Annotated in this window: 16 protein-coding genes; 9 read left to right on the forward strand and 7 right to left on the reverse strand. The window is 42.3% G+C overall.

Features of this window, described 5'->3' with window-relative positions; translation table 11 throughout:
- Positions 1-228: 228 nt before the first annotated feature.
- The gene (locus tag ACN6KS_RS09745; RefSeq protein WP_440961902.1) at positions 229-1,734 is read left to right on the forward strand and encodes an alpha/beta hydrolase family protein; all 1,506 of its coding nucleotides are present in this window, start codon (positions 229-231) and stop codon (positions 1,732-1,734) included.
- Between the two features lie 133 nt (positions 1,735-1,867).
- Here the strand turns inward: ACN6KS_RS09745 and ACN6KS_RS09750 are convergent, their stop codons facing one another.
- Entirely contained in the window at positions 1,868-2,761 is an 894-nt protein-coding gene (locus ACN6KS_RS09750) for an AraC family transcriptional regulator (protein ID WP_440961903.1), read from the reverse strand.
- A gap of 197 nt (positions 2,762-2,958) precedes the next feature.
- Between ACN6KS_RS09750 and ACN6KS_RS09755 the strand changes: the two genes are divergently transcribed.
- The 3 genes from ACN6KS_RS09755 (at position 2,959) to ACN6KS_RS09765 (ending at position 7,156) form a co-directional block, all read left to right on the forward strand.
- On the forward strand, positions 2,959-3,810 hold the full coding sequence (locus tag ACN6KS_RS09755; RefSeq protein ID WP_440961904.1) for an aldo/keto reductase: 852 nt from the start codon (positions 2,959-2,961) through the stop codon (positions 3,808-3,810).
- A 91-nt stretch (positions 3,811-3,901) separates the two neighbouring features.
- Positions 3,902-5,881: an ATP-dependent DNA helicase gene (locus tag ACN6KS_RS09760; RefSeq protein ID WP_440961905.1), complete on the forward strand. Its 1,980-nt coding sequence runs from the start codon at positions 3,902-3,904 to the stop codon at positions 5,879-5,881.
- A 231-nt stretch (positions 5,882-6,112) separates the two neighbouring features.
- On the forward strand, positions 6,113-7,156 hold the full coding sequence (locus ACN6KS_RS09765; RefSeq protein WP_440961906.1) for a YeiH family protein: 1,044 nt from the start codon (positions 6,113-6,115) through the stop codon (positions 7,154-7,156).
- A 336-nt stretch (positions 7,157-7,492) separates the two neighbouring features.
- Here the strand turns inward: ACN6KS_RS09765 and ACN6KS_RS09770 are convergent, their stop codons facing one another.
- Entirely contained in the window at positions 7,493-7,909 is a 417-nt protein-coding gene (locus ACN6KS_RS09770) for a MarR family winged helix-turn-helix transcriptional regulator (protein WP_440961907.1), read from the reverse strand.
- Positions 7,910-8,061: 152 nt separating this feature from the next.
- Between ACN6KS_RS09770 and ACN6KS_RS09775 the strand changes: the two genes are divergently transcribed.
- Positions 8,062-8,520 (forward strand): DUF2798 domain-containing protein, encoded by a 459-nt coding sequence (locus tag ACN6KS_RS09775; protein ID WP_094870919.1) that lies wholly within the window; start codon positions 8,062-8,064, stop codon positions 8,518-8,520.
- A 247-nt stretch (positions 8,521-8,767) separates the two neighbouring features.
- Here ACN6KS_RS09775 and ACN6KS_RS09780 read toward each other — a convergent pair whose 3' ends face one another.
- Positions 8,768-8,941, reverse strand: coding sequence for a hypothetical protein (locus ACN6KS_RS09780; RefSeq protein ID WP_179281627.1), 174 nt, complete (start codon positions 8,939-8,941; stop codon positions 8,768-8,770).
- Between the two features lie 346 nt (positions 8,942-9,287).
- Between ACN6KS_RS09780 and ACN6KS_RS09785 the strand changes: the two genes are divergently transcribed.
- A complete protein-coding gene (locus ACN6KS_RS09785) occupies positions 9,288-10,970 on the forward strand; it encodes a methyl-accepting chemotaxis protein (RefSeq protein ID WP_440961908.1) in 1,683 nt (560 codons plus the stop codon).
- A gap of 424 nt (positions 10,971-11,394) precedes the next feature.
- Here the strand turns inward: ACN6KS_RS09785 and ACN6KS_RS09790 are convergent, their stop codons facing one another.
- Together ACN6KS_RS09790 and ACN6KS_RS09795 are read right to left on the reverse strand one after the other, a co-directional pair.
- Positions 11,395-12,285, reverse strand: coding sequence for an NAD-dependent epimerase/dehydratase family protein (locus ACN6KS_RS09790; protein ID WP_440961909.1), 891 nt, complete (start codon positions 12,283-12,285; stop codon positions 11,395-11,397).
- A gap of 557 nt (positions 12,286-12,842) precedes the next feature.
- Positions 12,843-13,778 (reverse strand): RNA polymerase sigma factor, encoded by a 936-nt coding sequence (locus ACN6KS_RS09795; protein ID WP_440961910.1) that lies wholly within the window; start codon positions 13,776-13,778, stop codon positions 12,843-12,845.
- A gap of 99 nt (positions 13,779-13,877) precedes the next feature.
- On the opposite strand from ACN6KS_RS09795, the gene clpP reads away from it, so the two are divergent.
- Positions 13,878-14,459 carry an ATP-dependent Clp endopeptidase proteolytic subunit ClpP gene (gene clpP / locus ACN6KS_RS09800; RefSeq protein ID WP_094870914.1) on the forward strand — a complete coding sequence of 194 codons (582 nt, stop codon included), beginning with the start codon at positions 13,878-13,880 and terminating at the stop codon, positions 14,457-14,459.
- 21 nt (positions 14,460-14,480) lie between these two features.
- Positions 14,481-14,687, forward strand: coding sequence for a hypothetical protein (locus tag ACN6KS_RS09805; protein ID WP_042193575.1), 207 nt, complete (start codon positions 14,481-14,483; stop codon positions 14,685-14,687).
- 39 nt (positions 14,688-14,726) lie between these two features.
- On the opposite strand, the gene ACN6KS_RS09810 is transcribed toward ACN6KS_RS09805, so the two are convergent.
- Positions 14,727-15,722 (reverse strand): LacI family DNA-binding transcriptional regulator, encoded by a 996-nt coding sequence (locus ACN6KS_RS09810; protein WP_440961911.1) that lies wholly within the window; start codon positions 15,720-15,722, stop codon positions 14,727-14,729.
- Between the two features lie 272 nt (positions 15,723-15,994).
- On the opposite strand from ACN6KS_RS09810, the gene ACN6KS_RS09815 reads away from it, so the two are divergent.
- Positions 15,995-17,716: a glycoside hydrolase family 13 protein gene (locus ACN6KS_RS09815; RefSeq protein WP_094870973.1), complete on the forward strand. Its 1,722-nt coding sequence runs from the start codon at positions 15,995-15,997 to the stop codon at positions 17,714-17,716.
- Between the two features lie 66 nt (positions 17,717-17,782).
- Here the strand turns inward: ACN6KS_RS09815 and ACN6KS_RS09820 are convergent, their stop codons facing one another.
- Positions 17,783-19,669, reverse strand: coding sequence for an LTA synthase family protein (locus ACN6KS_RS09820; protein ID WP_440961912.1), 1,887 nt, complete (start codon positions 19,667-19,669; stop codon positions 17,783-17,785).
- Between the last annotated feature and the right edge of the window lie 339 nt (positions 19,670-20,008).

Consider the following 20,008-nt stretch of genomic DNA (forward strand, 5'->3'; position numbering starts at 1 on the left):
ATAGCCCAATTAATATCGTTGGCAGCAATAGAATAAAATACTTTTTCCAATGCATGATTGTCCCCTCCCTTTTGCCTAATACTAAAAAGTATCTTGCTTTAGTGTTAATGCCCTCGTCACGAAACCTTACAAAAGTGTTAGGTGACTGTCATCTAGATCAATGGCATCAACCTAGCAGCTTCTCTATACTAATCCATTGATAGGATTAATTTAAAGGGGGAGTTGGTCGTGAGGTTTTTTGAAATGCTGTTATTCTTTTCAAATGTTAGTTTTTTGGCACTCCTGTTCATTTTAAATCAAAGTATTCGAAGACCTGCTTTGCTCCTGACAAGCGGAGCAGGCTCCATTTTTTTAGTGATACATTTGCTTGTCGAAGGATACAGGGTTCAGCTTGTATTTTTATACGGATTTACGATCCTGATGCTTATGCTTTCGCTTACAGACGTTTTCATAAAGCGGAAAGTCGCTCGGACTGCCTCGCGAATTCGTAGGGTGTTGGGCCGCTTTTTTATCGTGATTGGGCTAATTGCAACGGGGTGCTTCCTATATGTGTTTCCTCTATTCGACATTCCGGCGCCATCCGGCGAGTTGCAGGTAGGCACGAAAATCTTTCATTTCATAGACCAAAACCGGGAGGAAACATTTAGCAAAACCGCGACAGGCAAGAGAGAATTGATGGTTCAGGTATGGTATCCGGCTCAAGATGGCACAGGCAAGTATGCTCCCTTTATTCCAGATACCCAGATTTTACGTTATATGGCTACGAACTATGGCCTTCCCGGGTTTACTTTACAACACCTAAAGTACGTATCCAGTCATGCTTATTCGGGGGCTGAAGTCTCTTCTGCACAAACTTCATACCCACTGATCCTTGCGAATCCCGGCTTCGGCTCTTCCAGGTTCCTCCACACGGCGCAAGCTGAATATCTCGCAAGTCACGGATATATCGTGGCAGTGATTGACCACACCTACAATACATTTGCAACCGAGTTTCCGGACGGTCGAATCACGACCAGCACAACCAACGAGTTATTCTCGCCTGACCATGATTACCAGACGGAAAGAGGTAATCGCGACAAATTGGGTAAAGTTTTAACCGACGATGTGGCGTTTGTGCTGGATCAATTCGAGCTCATCCAATCGGGGGAAATTCCAAGTCATCTGAAAGGGAGAATAGATCTCGATAATGTCGGTATATTCGGTCATTCCATCGGCGGAGCGACGGCCTATGACGCTTCTTACGATCCGCGAATCGCGGTTGGAATAGACTTTGATGGAGGGCTTTATCGTTTGCGTGACAGAGAGGGTCTGCGTAAGCCGTTTTTGTTCATCAACTCGGAAAGCGAATTTGAAAAATTAAAAATGGTGATGGATAACCGGGTCTACACGGATTCAGAGCTTAACCATATGGGCTCAACAAGAGAGTGGGAGGATAAAGTAACGGAAGATAAAAGGTTGGAGCTTGAACGGATGCGCCAAACAGTCGACGAAGGGGGACAGGTCCTCTATATCGAAAATACGGAGCATCTGAATTTTACCGACATACAGTTCATTTCTCCGATATTCAAAATACTGGGCATTACCGGAAAGATTGCTCCCGAAAGAGCAAACTCCGTTATCAATGCCTATATGCTTGATTTCTTCGATTTGTATCTGAAAAATCAAGGCGGAATCTTAATGAAAGGACCGAATAGCCGCTTTCCGGAGGTGAAGTTCGTAACCTCACTATTATAAATTACGTAACAGGCTGCTGATTTTGATAAGCACCTCTTCAAGTAGACAGGGGTTTAACCGTTACTTGAAGGGGAATTTTTATTTTGTTTAAGATCTTTCAGAAATCTTCCTATTCCTCCAATGAATTTACTATTTATGCTTTCAAACGCTTTACATCCTGTTTAGGCGGAAAACCAAACATGCGGGAATACTCACGGCTAAATTGCGAAGGGCTTTCATAGCCTACTCGAAATGCCACATCGGTGGCATCTTCTGACTCGGTTAGTAATAACCGACGGGCTTCCTGAAGTCTCAGATGTTTTTGGAACTGAATAGGGCTCATTGCAGTTACTTCTTTAAAGTACCGATGAAACGAAGAAAAACTCATATTCGCTATTTCGGCAAGCTCCTCAATCTTAAAAGAACCAGCATAGTTATTCATGATATGTTCAATAACATCTTTGATTAGATGAGTTGAGCTTCCTTCCATTACAATATGCTCCAATGCAATCCCATTCTGCCCTTGTAGCACCCGATAAAGAATCTCTTTTGTAAATAATGGAGCTAACACTGGAATGTCTTTAGGCTGATCTAACAAACGAGCTAACCGTAGGACCGCATCCATTAAGGAAGACTCCATCTGGCTAACAAACATAGCACGCTTAGGATTTTCTTTAGCATAAACACGAACTTCAGATTCCTGTAAAACCTCTAAAATTTGACTTGGTGTAAATTCAAGCTTGAACCCTAAATATGGAACAGCGGATGTGGCTTCAGTGACTTGGGCGGTAACTGGCAGGTGAACGGATGCAATGAGGTAATCGGAAGGGGTGTATCTAAAACGCTCCTGTGCCAGCCATACCTCCTTAGCCCCTTGAACCACCATACAAAAGGAGGGTTTATAAACTCCATGTCTGGGTATGGACGCATTCGAGTCACGTATGAAAAATAAAGAAGGAATAGCAGTTGGGTGAACACCATCTTTTTCAGTGTAATGGTCAATGATTTTTACGAGTTCATTCTGCTGTTTAGTGATTATTTCAGGCATTTGATCCTCTCATTTCCTTATCTCTTTATAGTCTGATTATAGTCTATATTTTTCCCATACATAAGTGTTAATGAGAGGATTAGGCAAACATCTGGCATGAATGGGATAACAGTCGCTTTGTCATCTAGTTCATAATAAGGATGTACAAACAGAAAGAGGATTTACACATAATCAATGAAAACTTGGAGGGTTATATCATGCAAAAAGTAGTTTTGAACAATAATGTTGAAATGCCTATACTCGGTTTTGGTGTGTATCAAATTCAAGATGCAAATGAATGTGAGCAAAGTGTTTATGACGCTATTATGGCAGGTTATCGCCTGATTGATACTGCCGCCTCTTATCTAAACGAAGAAGCCGTTGGCAGGGCGATTAAACGGAGTGGTGTGGCAAGAGAGGAATTATTTATTACTACAAAGCTTTGGGTCCAAGATACGGGTTATGAGCAAACAAAGAAAGCATTTCAACAATCACTGAACCGTTTACAGCTTGATTATTTGGACTTGTATTTAATTCATCAGCCATTTGGCGATGTGTTTGGTTCTTGGCGTGCTATGGAGGAATTGTATCGTGAAGGCAAGGTTCGTGCAATCGGCGTTAGTAATTTTCACCCGGATCGCCTGATTGATTTAATTCTCCATAATGAAGTAGTCCCTGCCGTAAATCAGGTTGAGACACATCCTTTTAACCAGCAAATCGATAATGCCAAATTCATGAAAGAAAACAATGTTCAAATCGAGTCCTGGGCACCTTTTGCTGAAGGGAAAAATAACTTGTTCCAGAATGAGATCTTGGTACCGATTGCTGAAAAGTATAATAAATCCGTTGCCCAGGTGATTTTACGGTGGCTGACACAAAGAGAAATCGTTGTGATTCCAAAGTCAGTTCGTAAAGAAAGAATTATTGAAAACTTCAATATCTTTGATTTTGAATTAAGCCAAGAAGATATGGACTCAATTACTAAGTTAGATACGAATCAAAGTTTGTTCTTTTCACATCGGGATCCTGAAATGGTGAAATGGATTAGTAATCGTAAACTCGATATCTAAGTCTTTTTCGAATGGACACCTTTGTAATTCCTCCAATGTTATGAGATAATAGAGTTTTTCCGTTGATTCTATTTTTCATGGCATACGAGCTATGCCTGATCAAATATTGGAGGTAGGCTTGTTGGCGACACAGTATCCTTTTGAATATGATCGGACCAGATCTTTTATGGAGCAAGTAGGGGAATGGGTCGGCGATGTATTCTATGAAATTCTTCCTGAGGCAGGATTTGAAGTTCGTGACGAACAGATTTACATGGCGTTTCAGGTGGAGCGAGCTTTTGCTGAGAAGAAGACGATTTTTGCTGAGGCAGGGGTCGGTACGGGTAAGACTTTAGTGTATTTGTTATATAGCATTTGCTATGCGCGGTATATGGGTAAACCTGCGATTATCGCCTGTGCGGACGAGTCCTTAATTGAGCAGTTGGTGAAGCCAGAGGGTGATATTGCCAAGCTTGCGAAGCATCTGAATATGAATATCGATGCCAGGCTGGCGAAATCTCCAGATAAATATATGTGTCTGAAAAAGCTGGATCATGCTCGCAACAATGATGATGGGAGCTTGCCGCTGGAGAGTTTGTATGGTACTTTACCTGATTTTGTACATTCTCATGCACCGATGCAGCAGTTCCATGCCTATGGCGACCGTAGGGATTATCCAGATCTGAACGACGAACAATGGAATAAGATTAACTGGGATACGTTTCAGGATTGTTTTACTTGTGATATGCGTCATCGCTGTGGACAAACGTTGTCCCGTGATCATTACCGGAAATCAAGCGACCTGATCATTTGTTCCCACGATTATTACATGGAGCATGTCTGGACTTATGAAGCGCGTAAGCGAGAAGGGCAAATTCCTTTACTTCCAGAGCATTGTGCAGTTGTATTTGATGAAGGGCATTTGTTAGAATCTGCCGCCATGAAGGCGTTAGGCTATAAAATGAAGCATGTCGTCTTTGAAGAATTGATTTCTCGTCTGCTACAGAATGAGATTCGTGAGACGCTCGCGGTACTTATCGATGAAGCGATTATGCAAAGTGAGCAGATGTTTAAATATATTCGTCGTCAATGCCGCACCATTCCTGGATCAGATCGAAAAAGCATTGAGTTAAATGCGTCGCTAATCCGTGAGGTACATCGCATGCGTAGTGTAATTGCTGCTATCGAAGAAGAATTAGTATTCGAAAGTGGACTGTACACGATTGATGAATATCAGTTACGAATAGTCGAAGAACGTTTGGAGACCATAGAAATCGCGTTGAGATTGTTTGAGGATTCAGGTGCGTTAATCTGCTGGGCGACGGAAGATAGCGATGGCTTAACACTGTCGGTCATGCCGCGTAATGTTAAGGAAGTACTCCAAGATAGCTTGTTCACGCAAAAAATGCCGATCGTTTTCTCTTCGGCTACATTATCCGTGGATAAATCATTCCAATACTTGAAGGATAGTCTTGGAATACACGACTTCCTGTCTTTCTCTGTAGACTCACCTTATGATTATGAGCACCAGATGAATATCTATGTACCAGAGCTTCGGAGCGGTGATTTTGCTGAGAAAATGGAGATCTCTATGAAGCTTATCCAGCAGACAGAAGGAAGGGCTCTGCTACTATTCCGTACTCGCGAAGAACTTCTGCAGTTCAAGCAGCTCAACTCGCAGAGTGCAGAATCCAGCAAGTATTCTTTCCTCTATGAAGGGGATCAGGAGATCAGCTATCTGATCTCAGCTTTTCAACGGGATGAGCATAGTGTTCTTTGTGCGGTGACACTGTGGGAAGGATTAGATATTCCAGGACCTTCACTATCTAATGTGATCATTTGGTCGCTACCTTATCCTCCGCTTGACCCTGTATTTATGGCAAAACGTGCGGAGACTTCCAATCCTTTTGAAGATGTGGATTTACCTTACATGCTGCTAAGACTTAAACAAGGAATGGGACGTCTGATCAGAACGGGTACGGACCAAGGAATTGTGACGGTACTTGCGGAAGCTGAAGGGCAACATCCCGTTCACGAGTATATAACTTCTGTACTCCCGAAGGGAACTAAGCTTCAGAAGCTTGAAGTGTAAATTTTAAAATTTAATATAGGAACACAATCGCTCTTTTGGTGAGGTGGATGCTCCGGCATGCTGCTTCTCGAAGGAGTTTTTTTTATGTAAATTCAAGCATAAGGATTCCTAATCTTACGGATAGTATATTGGTATTTAACTTTCGAGCCATGGCGTATTATTGTTGATTCATGGGGGAAGGGAATTACATACCTCCGTCATCTAGAGATTCATACAAGGGGTGTATACGACATGGGGGATTCACAGGGATTATACCAATCAAACAATAAGAAACAAGTTGGTTTTGCACTTGGGATTGGATTAACCTTAATCATTGCATTAGTCGCAAAATATTTAGCAGGCTTTCCATTTCTCTCTATTATGGGCCAATTGGTCATTGCCATCTTAATCGGAATTATTTGGCGGGCAACCGTAGGAGTGTCGGGTACGATCACCCAGGGCACTGATTTTTCCAGCAAAAAGCTGCTACGTCTAGGAATTATCCTACTGGGTATGCGGCTGAATTTAATGGATATGGTTGCTGCAGGTCCGCGGGTATTTCTACTGGCGCTTATTGTAATCGGCTTTACGATCCCAGTTGTATACGGACTTACCCGACTGTTCAAGGTAGATAAACGACTTGGTATCTTAACGGCTTGCGGGACAGCGATCTGCGGTGCGGCGGCGGTGGTGGCGATTGCTCCACAAATCAAAGCCAAAGACGACGAAACTGCTATTGGCGCAGCTATAGTTGCTATTTTAGGTACAATATTCACGTTGCTATACACTTTTTTGTATCCTTTTCTAGGCTTGTCAGATCTAGGCTACGGTGTATTCTCAGGAGCTACCTTACATGAAATTGCTCACGTCATCGCAGCAGCAGATGCTGGTGGGAATGCAGCAGTAGATATGGCGGTTATCGTTAAATTGACTCGGGTAGCCTTACTCGTTCCGGTTGCCATAATAATTGGGATTTGGACGAATCGTGCGGAAAGAAAGGTGCAGGGCGGCCAATCCAAAGCCTCATGGAAAAGCATTCCTATTCCTTGGTTTATCCTCGGTTTCTTATTTGTCAGTGGTGTGAACTCATTAGGGATCGTATCAGCATCAGTGGCAAATGGAATTGTAACGATTGCTTATATGCTAATCGCTATGGCGATGGCTGGACTTGGTTTAAACGTTGATTTGGCGGCATTTAGACGACTGGGGATGAAGTCTTTTGCAGCAGGGCTTATAGGTTCAGTCTTATTGTCTTTCGTTGGATTTACCCTAGTTCACTGGTTTGGACTGGCGTGATTTTTTGCATACTATTGAATTCTCGGTGTAACTGCAGATACACTGAGGTTATACGAGTAACATGATATTGTTAGGCCCACTAAAGATAACAGCAATAATTACAGATATTTTATTGATTTAGATGCAAGAGATTTGCTTATGAGTAGATGGTACAGAAATATAGGGATTCCATTGCCGGAAGTGGCAAACTTGATGAAGGAGTATTCTTTAGTGCAAGTTACGGGTAGGATGCAATCACTGTGCTTTAAAAGCGAATTAACGACAATTTCCCGGAAAATAATTGAATCTTTTTAAAGACGCAGGGTGGGCAACTCTGCGTCTTTTTTTTGCTGGAGATTAAATCCATTCTTCTTTTAGCAAAGATTTGAGAAGCTCTACGTTAGCTGCCCCAAGCTTGTTAGAGATTTTTTGCTCTAATTCGATTTTGGTGACCATCATTCTTTGATTGCATTCAATCCCCTTCTGGGTAAGGATGATGTTTTTATCACGTTGATTTCCTTTGACTTGGGCGGCTTCCACATAGTTACGGGATAACAGTCCTTGAATGCTCTTATGCGTACCCTGTCTTGAAATATGAATAATTCTACTGATTTCCGAGATCGAGAGCATTTGATGTGTTTCAAGAACTGCTAGGATATGGGATTCAGTCTTGTTGATTTGGTCAGGGTCTTGGTCGGTCACTATTTTACGTAAGGCTAGATGCTTCTCGCTGAGTAAATCAATTAGATTCATTTCTTGCAGATGGTTATCCATGTGAACACTCCTAAATCATCGCTCGTTAATCCAAGTATAAGTCATATATATTTATTGTCAACTTGGTTGACTTAGTTTAAGGCGCTGTGATATTGTAATCCGAGTTGACAATATAACAATACTAAGGGAACACTAAGGAGTCTGAGAACAAGATGGGAAGAAACAAAAAAGAAGCATTATTATTTACATTCATCATGTGTGCTTTGATGGTGCTGGGTATGAGTATTTACAATGTAGCTCTGATGGAGGGCTGGTCAGGTACATTAGTTAAAGATGTGATCATCGGCTACATACCTGCGTTTGTAATTGCATTTATTCTGGATGTCTTTGTTGTAGGTAAAGTTGCGAAAGGGATCGCATATAAGCTGGTAAAAGAGAATGATCCGATGATCAAAAAAATCATGTTCATCTCCTTTTTTATGGTAACCGGAATGGTGCTGTTTATGTCCTTCTATGGCGCAGTTCTTCATGTAGGGTTCACCTCAGAACTACCGATGGCTTATCTGTCTGCAATAGGTAAGAATTTCATTGTTGCACTTCCACTGCAAATTCTATTAGTCGGGCCTCTTACACGATTTATATTTGTGAAAATTACTCCAGCTACTGCATAGAGAATGTTTACATCACCATTACGCAAATCTGCAGCGACTCGTAAAGAAATAGCTCGAGTGTTAGCGAAGCTGTTAAAGCTGAGTCAATCATAAGCTATCATCGTATTTCTTGATGAGAATAAAAACGCTCTCCAATGCCATGATGGGCAAAGGAGAGCGTTTTGTTCTATGCTTTCTTTTTTATAGGTTCGAGCAGATTTAATACATACTCATTTCCGCTACCCTTGGGGCTATCGTTACCTCTTTCTTAATAAAGCGGTGATATGAATAGCAAGGATTGCGTGTTCATCATAAATCCGCCAACCCGAGCTAGCTTCACGGTGACTTTCAAATAATCCTTGTGCTTCCCAGTGTGACGCAACGTCCGACTCTTCAGCCCGATTTGTGTAGAAAGCTTATCAATGGTCACAAATCCACTCATAGACAACTTCTGTTCTAAAGATTGATAAGGCGCGCTATGAGAAGTATTTTAGCACTTAACGTTACGTCAATGGCAATAGGATAGTTGTGAACGTGTACTCGACAAAATTTACATTTCTCATACAAAACTGTGTCCGGTATTTAATGTACAGCTTCTACAATTTAGATATTAGTAAAAAGTACCTATTGCCATATGAGGCTTTATACGGAGGATGATATTGTTGAAGGCTAGGTCTATGCATCTATCAATGAAGTGGAAGTTGATCTTGAGTTTTTCTGCCGTGGTACTATTTTTTCTAGGGGTAGCGCTATACCAAAATTATAAAATCAATCAAGTAGAAATCTCTATGGAAACACAAAAAATGGAGATGGAAAAAAGAATTACAGTATCCAGCATTACTCAACTGCTTCAAGAAATGAACGGTGTGGAAACCTCTCTAGCAGGCTCTAGCGATTTAGAGTTTACCCAACCCTTTAAGGACAAACAGACAAAATTAATGGAACAATTGGGTAAAGTGGAATTTGAGGCAGATTCGCCAGCGTCAAAGGAGTTAGAACAGCTACGTAATCAAATTGGAGGGTATACGGGTTATTTTGACGGATTAGTGAATACGATACAGGACGAGCAGCTTGATCCCATGGCCGTTCTGGAACGAATAGATGAATTACATACGAAAGCATTGGCTATGAATAAAGAGATGCTGGAGACTAATGAGAAACTATACATCGCAGCAGCAGAGAACGCAGAAAGAGCCCAGGATTATTCTTTTGATTTGTTAAATCTGACCAGTTCTATGGGGACTTATGCCGCATTATTAGTATTTGTTTTCACACTTGTTATTGCGGTTATGCTAATTCGGTCCTTTCTGAATCCTATAAATAAGTTGCAAGCGGCTCTACGTAAAATTGCTGAGGGTGATTTGCGGCAGCAGATTAATTCGCCATATCATGATGAACTTGGAAGTTTAAGTCATCATTTTGACCATATGGTGTTGCGGGTACGAGAGATGCTTCAGCAGACTCAATCCGTAGCTTCTTCGCTTGCGACTTATTCGCACTCTTTTCAACAATCTTCATCGATTACCGCTCATACGAATCAAGAAATCGTAAGCACAATACAGGAAATCTCTGTAGGCGCTGAGCAGCAAGCCGGACAATCTGAGCAGAGCGCAAGCTTGATTCAGGAACTGGAACGGGAAGTTCATGAAATTACGGAATATACCGAGGTTATGCTCTCGACCAGTCAAACCGCTAATCACAATACTCGAAAAGGTTCAGAATCCGTCATCGCCTTGCGTGTGGTATCAGAGCACTCCCGTGAGTCTGTGAATAAAGTATATCTTGCTTTAACCAAATTGAGCGACCAATCGAAGGACATCTCCAGAATTACCAAATCGATCACAAACATTTCAAACCAGACCAATATTCTCTCACTAAATGCAGCGATTGAAGCAGCGCGGGCGGGAGCTTATGGAAAGGGCTTTGCCGTCATAGCTGATGAAGTGAGACAATTATCTGATCAGACCAAAGAATCCTCCGTACATATCAGTCAGATTATTAACGAACTGCAAGCAGGGATGGATGAATTCCAGCAATATATGCTGGAGACCAAAGGAAACCTTGAAGAGCAGGATCAAAAAGTGGCAGAAACGTTGTCTTCATTTGAAGCGATAGATGAATCGATCGTTGAGATTAGTAAGCAGATTGGGCAAATCCATGACAAGGTAGATATGACACAGACTATGAATCGTAGACTCGCAGAGTCTGTTCACAACGTGGCAGCCATTGCTGAGGAAACTGCGGCAGGGGTTCAGGAAGTGAATGCCTCTAGCGTGCAACAGGACAACGCGATCCACGACATTGCCCGTCAAGCCGTTGAGATTAATGAGATTTCGCAAAAATTATTCAAGGAAATCAACGTCTTCAAGATTAATTCGGACATAGTAGACGAGATTGTCGCTGGGGATGACAGTGACTCACCTGGCGATGAAACGCTTGAGGAGCGCTCTTATTTGACAATCTCCGCGTAGGGGAAGGTTTGATTGACTGCCCGCACATCGGGAGCGACTTGATTCACTAATTCTGTAACGTAAAAGGGTAGCTTAGAGGGGAGATCCTTCTAACTACCTTTTTTTGCGCGTTAAGTGTATTCAATACAGCTATTAAAGGATGTGATCTCCTCTATGTGTGTTTAGTTGTACTTTGTGCAGTTATTTCTCCGAGAAATGGCTGTCAGTGGTGTTTAGCTAGTTTTTAATTGCACTGAATACAACTAAAGTCGAACATAAGCTTGGCCGGCCTGATTTAGTTGTATAGCGTGCAGTTAACTGAACATTTGCAGAGGTTTTGTACAATGTAAAAGCTGCTCCTTCATAGAAAAAATCTACTAAGGGACAGCTTTTTTGTTGCGTAGATGAATGAGTGAGTGAAAGGGGTCTATTAAGGTGCTGACTGTTATTCCTCGTAGGTTTTGTTCAGAGAGCTGACTAGCTCTGGGAACCAGTTCTTTAGATTGAGAAACTTGTACCCCGCCGACTGGGCTTTGGTCGTATCCATAAACCAGGATTGTTCAATTCCGAATGGTGACATATGCTCGTCCGCGGTTTGGCTCTGGATGCTGGCGTGCTTCCCCGTTTCTTCTTCAATCATTGTGAGAATATCCGTAATTCTAATTGTACCGTCTGAGCAAGCGTTGAACGGTCCTGTCATAGTAGAGCTACATCCGAGCCAATATAGGAAATCAGCAGCTTCATCTGAACGGATAAAGGAGATATATGCTCCGGGATTCGGTATACCAATAGGCAACTCATTACGGACATGCTCAATATGAAAATGAAGTCTTCGCGTATAATCATCTATTCCCAGCACAATTGGAAAGCGAACCGCGGCGACTGGGAAGGTGGCCTTCTGCATAAAGACAGCTTCCGCCAGTCTTTTTCCCTCTTGATAGGTAAAATCATTTCGCCCTCCGTGGCGGATAGGGTAAGCATTAGGATCGAAAATGTCCTCGGTCAGCGCTTCTTCGCTGAAATCATAGACGGATAAACTTGAGGTGAGAATATACCGTTTCGTTTTACCATCAAAAATCCGGCATGCCTGATCCGCTTCGTCCGGTGAATAACAAATATTATCGAACACGACATCCCATAGTGTATCTCCTACCGCCTGAGCGAGCTCGTTGGCTTGGAAACGGTCCGCATGGATCCGGTGGATGCGATCTCCAAAGGAATCGCTAGTTTCCCCGCGTGTAAGTATCGTTACGTCGTTTACGGAATCCTGTAGTAATCGTTCAACTAACCTTTTTCCAAAAAAGCGCGTGCCGCCTAAGATAAGAATTTTCCTCATATCATGCCACTCCTCACCAACTAATGTATATTTATAAGTCTAAATGAAGTCTTCCTTTTATAAGCGGGGGTGTGCCTAAAAGAGTGATAGGTGTTAGGTGATGAATGATAAATGATAAATGATAAATAAATGATAAATTATGAATTATGAATTATGAATTATGCATGAAGGTATGTAAGGAGATTTCATTCGTGTGATTGTACTTTGTGCAATAGAATTTAAACTAAATAAGACAGAGTTCAATTCTATTGCACTCTATACAATCACAAGATGAGAAATTGCCTTAAAAGTCACTTATATTAAAAATCTATTGCAGATAGTGCAGTACTTTCATTTTTTAGCGTTGATTTCATGGATTCTGTTGCACATTTTGCAACGTCACTAACTCAAAGCTAAAACATCACCCAACTATACAACTAACTGACCTAACTCACAAAACTTACCTATCTCATCAAACTCACACTTTTCAAAACTAATATTTGTTCGGTTATAACGTAACGTAATGTGCTTCATTTAGCTAAGTGTAGTCCAGTATTACGAAATAGCGTCACGAAAGGCTAAGCCACCATCCGCATTCCTGGCTCGGAATAGTTCCAGCCCATAGAGTTGAATCCGTCAGATTGGAAAGGCTGAACGCTCTGGAAGCTTTGGAAGCTTTGGCTGGACACGGCCATAACAGTTTCTTGACTTTCATCCGCAAGGACAAGCTCAATCAGCTCGGCGATTTGCCCTTGTTCATAGGCGGATGCAAGGCGATTCAAGGCAATCTGTAATTCCGTATCCTGCACAATGGAGGGTCCGTTAGATTGAAGAAGCTCTTGTCTGACTGCAGGGAGGGCTTGCCGGGCGCGATGCAGAGCAGCTTTGATGGCTCCTTCTGTGGTGTCGAGTATTTCCGCAGCTTCGAGTCCGGAGTGCTCGAAGACATCGCGAAGCAGGAAGACTGCTTGCTGTAGTGGAGACAGATGCTTCTGTAAGGCTTGAAAAGCAGCCTCAATCTCAAATAAACCATACCCTGCTGCTTCCTCTGTCCGTGGTTGATCCATTTCCAGCACCCGTGACAACGTGGCTTTTCGCCGCATAATATCTGTCCAGGTATTTCTGGCAATCCTCAGGAGTAGCGCCTCAGGATTTGGATGATTCGTTAGCGAGCTGAAATTCGTACGACTTGTATGATCTGTATTGTTGTTCATTTGACTTGTATCGTTCATATCATCGCTCTTCAGCTTCGAATGTTCGGAAGTCTTCATATAGCCCAGTGCTTTGACCCACGTATCCTGAACCAAATCTTCGGCTTCCCACGGGGATTGTGTCAGTGCAAGGCAATACCGCTTCAGGGTCATTTGCAAACACATGGTATGATTCTCATCCGGTTCATGGCCGGCGTTAAGCTTCTCAAGGCTGATCACTCTGCATAACCCCTTTTCCGGTAAAGTGATTTCGGTTACTTCTAATAATAAACGAATGAGCTCGAAAATAAGATACGCAATCATAAAAATAATATTTTCCCCACATCCCGTATCCTCTCCAAAGACTAATCCGTTTACAGGGTAGATTTCAAAATAATATTAACGGATGGAGGTCAGATACGCATGGCGTACATTCCTTATGTCATTGAACAAACGAATCAAGGAGAGAGATCTTACGATATTTATTCACGGCTGCTAAAGGATCGAATTGTATTTGTGGGGGCGGAGATTGAGGATCAATTAGCGAATAGTGTTGTTGCTCAGTTGTTGTTCTTATCAGCTGAGGATCCAGATAAAGATATACACATGTATATCAATAGTCCAGGGGGGTCCGTAACGGCGGGACTCAGTATTTATGATACGATGCAGCTTATTAAACCACAGGTGAACACGATTTGCACAGGGATGGCGGCTTCCTTTGGTTCACTTCTATTGTTAGCTGGAGCCAAGGGGAAACGTTTTGCATTGCCAAACAGTGAGATCATGATACATCAGCCGCATGGTGGAGCGCAGGGTCAGGCTAGTGATATTGCAATTAGAGCCAAACGTATTTTGAAGCTAAGGGAAGTGCTTGTTCAAATTACAGCGGACCGAACCGGACAAACGGTGGAAAAGGTAATGCAAGATATGGATCGGGATTATTACATGTCAGCTGATGAAGCAGTGGAGTACGGGATTATCGACAAAGTCATCACAAATCTGTAGGACGAAGGAGTGAAGTGAGTGATGCTGGAAGCTTTGCAGGGCAAAGAGGTAACCATTTATTTTGTAGATGGCTCTAACGCTAGAAAAGGCATTTTGGAAACGGTAACTGAGAAGTTCATTAAATATCGGACAGAATTCGAGGAGCTTTATATTCCCATGACTTCCGTCTGTTCCATCACACTAGATACTAAAGGACGGGAACGCGCCCGTGTAGGATTTACACAATAACCAGTCTCAGATTTAAAAATAGGGTTAGGGAAGTTTTCCCTAACCCGTACTTTCGCGAATCGCCAAATAATGAGCTACATTTGCATGATGCTGAATACCAGTCTCCCCTTTAATCAGCTTGATTAAGGTCCGGGTAGCAGTCATTCCAATCTCCGTTCCGGAATATTCCACCGAGGACAGCTTGGGACGAACGACAGAAGCAATAAAGCTATTATCGAATCCGAACACCGCAACATCCTCTGGCACCCGAATGCCGTTATCGATCAGAAAATTCATCGCCCCTACAGCTATCCAATCTGTGGAGCAAAAAACCGCAGTAGGCAACTCCCCGCTATCCTTAATCCGGCGCATCGCGTCGCTTCCATCTTCTACAGCCATTCCACTTTCTACTACCCATTCTTCCCTTAAGGTTATTCCAGCATCCATCAGCGCTTGTTGATATCCGCGATAACGAGCACCACCCACCGCATTCTCTCCAGATACCCGGATCATGCCGATACTTTTATGCCCTTTTTGAACCAGATAAGTAACGGCTTCATAGGAAGCGGTGACATTATCCAGATGGACAGAAGGGATCGAATCAATCTGAGATTGTTCTCCGACTAACACGCAAGGTGACCCGGATTTTTTAATAATCCCCAAATGCTCCTTACTCGGAACCGAGCCTACATATATATAACCCTCAGTCCCCATATGGTGGAATAAGTTCAAATAATGAAGTTCACTATTTACACTTCCGTCTGTTAACCCGACCAAAACATCATAACCATATAGCTCGGCGAGATCACGTATGCCAATATTGAAATCATCAAGCACGGTATTACTGTTCTGCGGAATAATGACACCAATCAGAGGTGTATCCGATCTGCCTGCATCTGAACTGATGACATTAGGACGGTAATTCAATTGTTTCATGGCTTCCAATACACGCTTACGAACTTCCTCGTTTACCGGTTTGCTGTTATTGACAACCCTTGATACGGTAGCTATTGAAACGTCAGCCATTTTGGCTATATCTTTAATTTTTACCTTCAAGAATATCACCATAACTTTCCAATCTTGTATTCGTTCTAGAATATATCGCAAGCATATCACGGATAGCTTCAAGAATCCAAAAGATTGTTATTGACCAGGAAAATAAAAGATCCTATAATGATCGCATAGGAAAATAATTTCCTTAAATAAACCCTAAATAGATAGTTTTTTAGTGGATAATCTTAATTTTTATGATGAAAATCACTAATTCGTGAATTGGATAGGAAAATATTTTCCTGAGAGGGTATATGAATACGAAGGAGCTGCATACATTGAACAGAGCATGGTGGAAAGAAGCCACAGCGTATCAAATTTACCCGCGGAGCTTTATGGACAGCAATGGCGATGGTGTTGGAGATTTACAAGGAGTAATCTCAAAACTTGATTATTTGCAGGACCTTGGCATCAATGTCATTTGGATTTGTCCTATTTATAAATCCCCGAACGATGATAACGGATATGATATTTCAGATTACCAGGATATTATGGCGGAGTTCGGCAGTATGGCTGATTTCGATCAGCTATTAAGCGAGGTTCATGCACGGGGCATGAAGCTGATTCTGGATCTTGTCATTAACCATACTTCAGACGAACACCCTTGGTTTGTTGAAGCACGTTCAAGCAAGGATAATGCTAAACGTGATTATTATATTTGGAGAGATCCTAAGGACGGAAAGGAACCGAATAACTGGGAGAGTATTTTTAGCGGTTCAATCTGGGAGTTTGACCCCGCTACAGAGCAATATTTCATGCATGTATTCTCCAAAAGACAGCCTGACCTCAACTGGGAAAATCCTGAAGTACGTAAGGAATTATACGGTATGGTCAATTGGTGGCTAGATAAAGGGATTGACGGCTTCAGAGTGGATGCTATTTCACATATTAAGAAAATTTCAGGTCTTCCTGATCTGCCAAATCCAGATCATCTTCCGTTCGTTTCCTCCGGTGCGGGTCATATGAATCGGGAAGGCATTCACGATTTATTACAGGAACTGAAACAGGAAACATTTGATCGTTATGACATTATGACCGTTGGTGAAGCCAGTGGTGTCAGTGTCGATCAAGCGGAAATGTGGGTAGGCGAGGAGCAGGGCAAATTCAATATGATTTTTCAATTCGAGCATTTAGCCCTTTGGAATAAGAGTGTTACAGGTGGCTTGGATGTTCTGCAGCTGAAATCAGCACTTTCGCGTTGGCAAAAAGGTCTTGAGGGTAGAGGCTGGAATGCACTCTTTATCGAGAATCACGATCAACCACGTTCAGTTTCCACTTGGGGAAATGATGGGGAGTATTGGAAGGCATCGGCCAAATCGCTGGCTACGATGTATTTCCTAATGCAAGGAACACCATTTATTTATCAAGGTCAAGAAATTGGAATGACCAATGTACGATTTGATTCGATGGATGATTATGATGATGTGGCGATGAAGAACCTGTATCGTTTAGAGACAGATGCCGGAAAATCACATGAAGAAGTCATGGAGGTTATTTGGAAGAACGGTCGCGACAATTCTAGAACGCCAATGCAATGGGATGACTCTGAGAATGCTGGTTTCAGCAGCGGCAAGCCTTGGATGAAGGTTAATCCTAATTTCACGGAGATCAATGTGGAGCGTGCGAAGCAGGACCCTGATTCCATCTATCATCATTATAAAAAACTAATCGCACTTCGGGCTGCTAATCCTATTACCGTTTATGGTACCTATGATTTGATCCTGCCTGAGGATGAACGAATCTACGCTTATACTCGTACACTTGGCAATGAGAAATTACTGGTCATGTCAAACCTGACTTCAGAGGAAGCACTGTTCGATCTTCCGTTTGACTTGGAATTTGACTCCAGTGAGCTGCTGTTGAATAACTATGAAGCTGACCCTGCCGAGAAGATCGAGACAGTGGCATTACGCCCTTACGAATCTCGTGTGTATATGCTGGTTAACGCACCAGTAGAGCAAGAGGCAATTCGTGAAAGTGTACCTGCAACAACGGTTTAATTATTTTAATAAACGCAAGAATGCCCCTCGGCCAATGGCTGAAGGGCATTCTTGCGTTTATATCAATTATTTGCTCTGTCCGCCATCCTCCGTAGAAGATAAATCCGGCCGTTGCAGAATATAACTATTAGACATATTCAACAGCCGCTGAACGGCATCGAATTGTTCTTTTGTCGAACCGCCCTCAGTTTCAGATCCATCGATTAGATTATAGTTATTTCCATCATCATAATCGACACCCGTCAAGTACAAGCTTGTGTCATTAATAAAAGAACCAGTGGGAAGAAAATGTCTAACCGGCAGCAGGTTGGTCTGTTGATTCATCAGATCTTCTCCGAAGTGGAGCTGATCCTTCATAGAAATGCCTAACAGATTAGCTACAGTGGGTAAGATGTCAATCTGACCGCCGGTTTGAGTGTACACAGTAGGCTGATCTAAGCCTGGGGCATGAACAATGAAAGGAACATTGAACATATCGGTATATCCATATTCATGCCCGACCATTTCCTCCATTAAAGATTTCTCGTTGCCATCAAGAGAGTACAGTGATACACCTTGATGATCTCCGTAAAAGACAATCACGCTATCTTCCCATAACCCGCTGGACTTCAGTTCGTCTAGGAATTGTCCCATGGCGTAATCCGCATAATTTTGGGCTAAAATATAGTTGCCGACTAAGGTTCCTTCGTACCGCTTAGGCAGCGTCATCTTATATTTTGATTCAGGCATTTTATAAGGGTGATGAGCACTCATAGAGATGACCATCGCGTAAAAAGGATTGTCTTCAGCATCCATTTTGCTTAATTCAGGAACCGTCTTGGCAAACAGCACTTCATCGGAGGAACCAAATGCGATATGATCATCATCTCCATAGAAGGACTGATCGTAGTATTTGTCAAAGCCCAGCACCTTATATAAAGTTTTGCGATTCCAGAATTCTACGCTGTTGGTGTGAAAGGTGGCCGTATTGTATCCGTTAGCTTTCATCAGCTTAGGCAGGCTGGGAAGTTCTTTAGTCATATAGTTGGAGGAAGTAGCTACTTCGTGATGAGGAACATATAGCGAGGTGTTCACTACAAACTCTGCATCTGATGTTGTACCTTGCCCCGCATTCGTATAGAAGTTATTGAAATAATGTTCGCTTGCTATAAGCTTATTTAGATTGGGAGTCACTTCCTGTCCGTCGATGCTTAAGCCAAGCAGGAAATTCTGAAAAGATTCCATTTGCACTACAATGAGATTCTTACCTTGAGCCGCTGCCCAATACTTCGGAGAGACTGGCTCCGTAATCCCCTTTGTAGCGTCCACAGCCTGCTGCGTAATTTCTTTGCTGTCGATCATTTCTTGCTTTTCTGTGCTGTCAGCAAAGATGGTATATACCTCGTAATTGAGAATCCCCATACTCTCTGCCTTTTTATTCTCGTTCATACTGGCATGATTCGGCCAAACATTAAAGACACAGATCGCCAGGGAAACGCTAATGATCCCAAGCAAGGCGGTTCGGTTCATACGCCGGTTCATGCCTCTTTCTTTCCAGGCCGCAATATATTTGGGACGGAACATAAAGAACATGAAGACTACAATATCCACAAAAATGAACAAATAATAAGGGTCCAGCAAAGAATATGTGCTTTCTCCAACCTTGGTAACTTTATCCGCTTGTTGTAAGGCGTGGTAGGTAGCAATGACACCGTAATACTTGTAATACATAAGGACAGCAAAATAAATTACTGAAATCAATAAGTTCGCAATCATGTAATACAGAAACTTCCGCTTGGAAGCCATCCACTCAATGAGTCCAAATACGATAAAGAAGAACGGAATCTCTGTGAGCAGCATGCTCCAATTAGGTCCGTCACTAAATACCACGAACCAGGCCACTGCGCATTTTAAGAGCAGGACGAAGCTAAAGATTAGAAAGGGCTTATTTTTTATCCGAAAATCTTTTTTCACTCGTTATCATCCTCTCTGGTGCAAAACACACTATCACCCTGCATAACCCTGTATGTTGTGGGAATCCGTTGCAATATGCCGATGCCTATTATGCTCTTGAAGTTTTCGTGTGTCAAAAGACGGACGAGAGACCTAGAGCGCAGCAACAAGCGATTTATGCCATATAAACAGTTAAAACCAGCTTCAATCCTAAACTACAGGCTAAATGCGTATAAATTGATTTAAAAAATTACAGTTTCTCGCAACTTTACATAATATTCCACAGTCTATATAAGGAGAGTGAATACAATGGGTCTCTATTGGTGCAGATCAATAGGTTGACCCTACCGATTCTAAAAG

This window comes from Paenibacillus nitricinens, assembly GCF_052056485.1.
Lineage (GTDB): Bacteria > Bacillota > Bacilli > Paenibacillales > Paenibacillaceae > Paenibacillus_AQ > Paenibacillus_AQ nitricinens.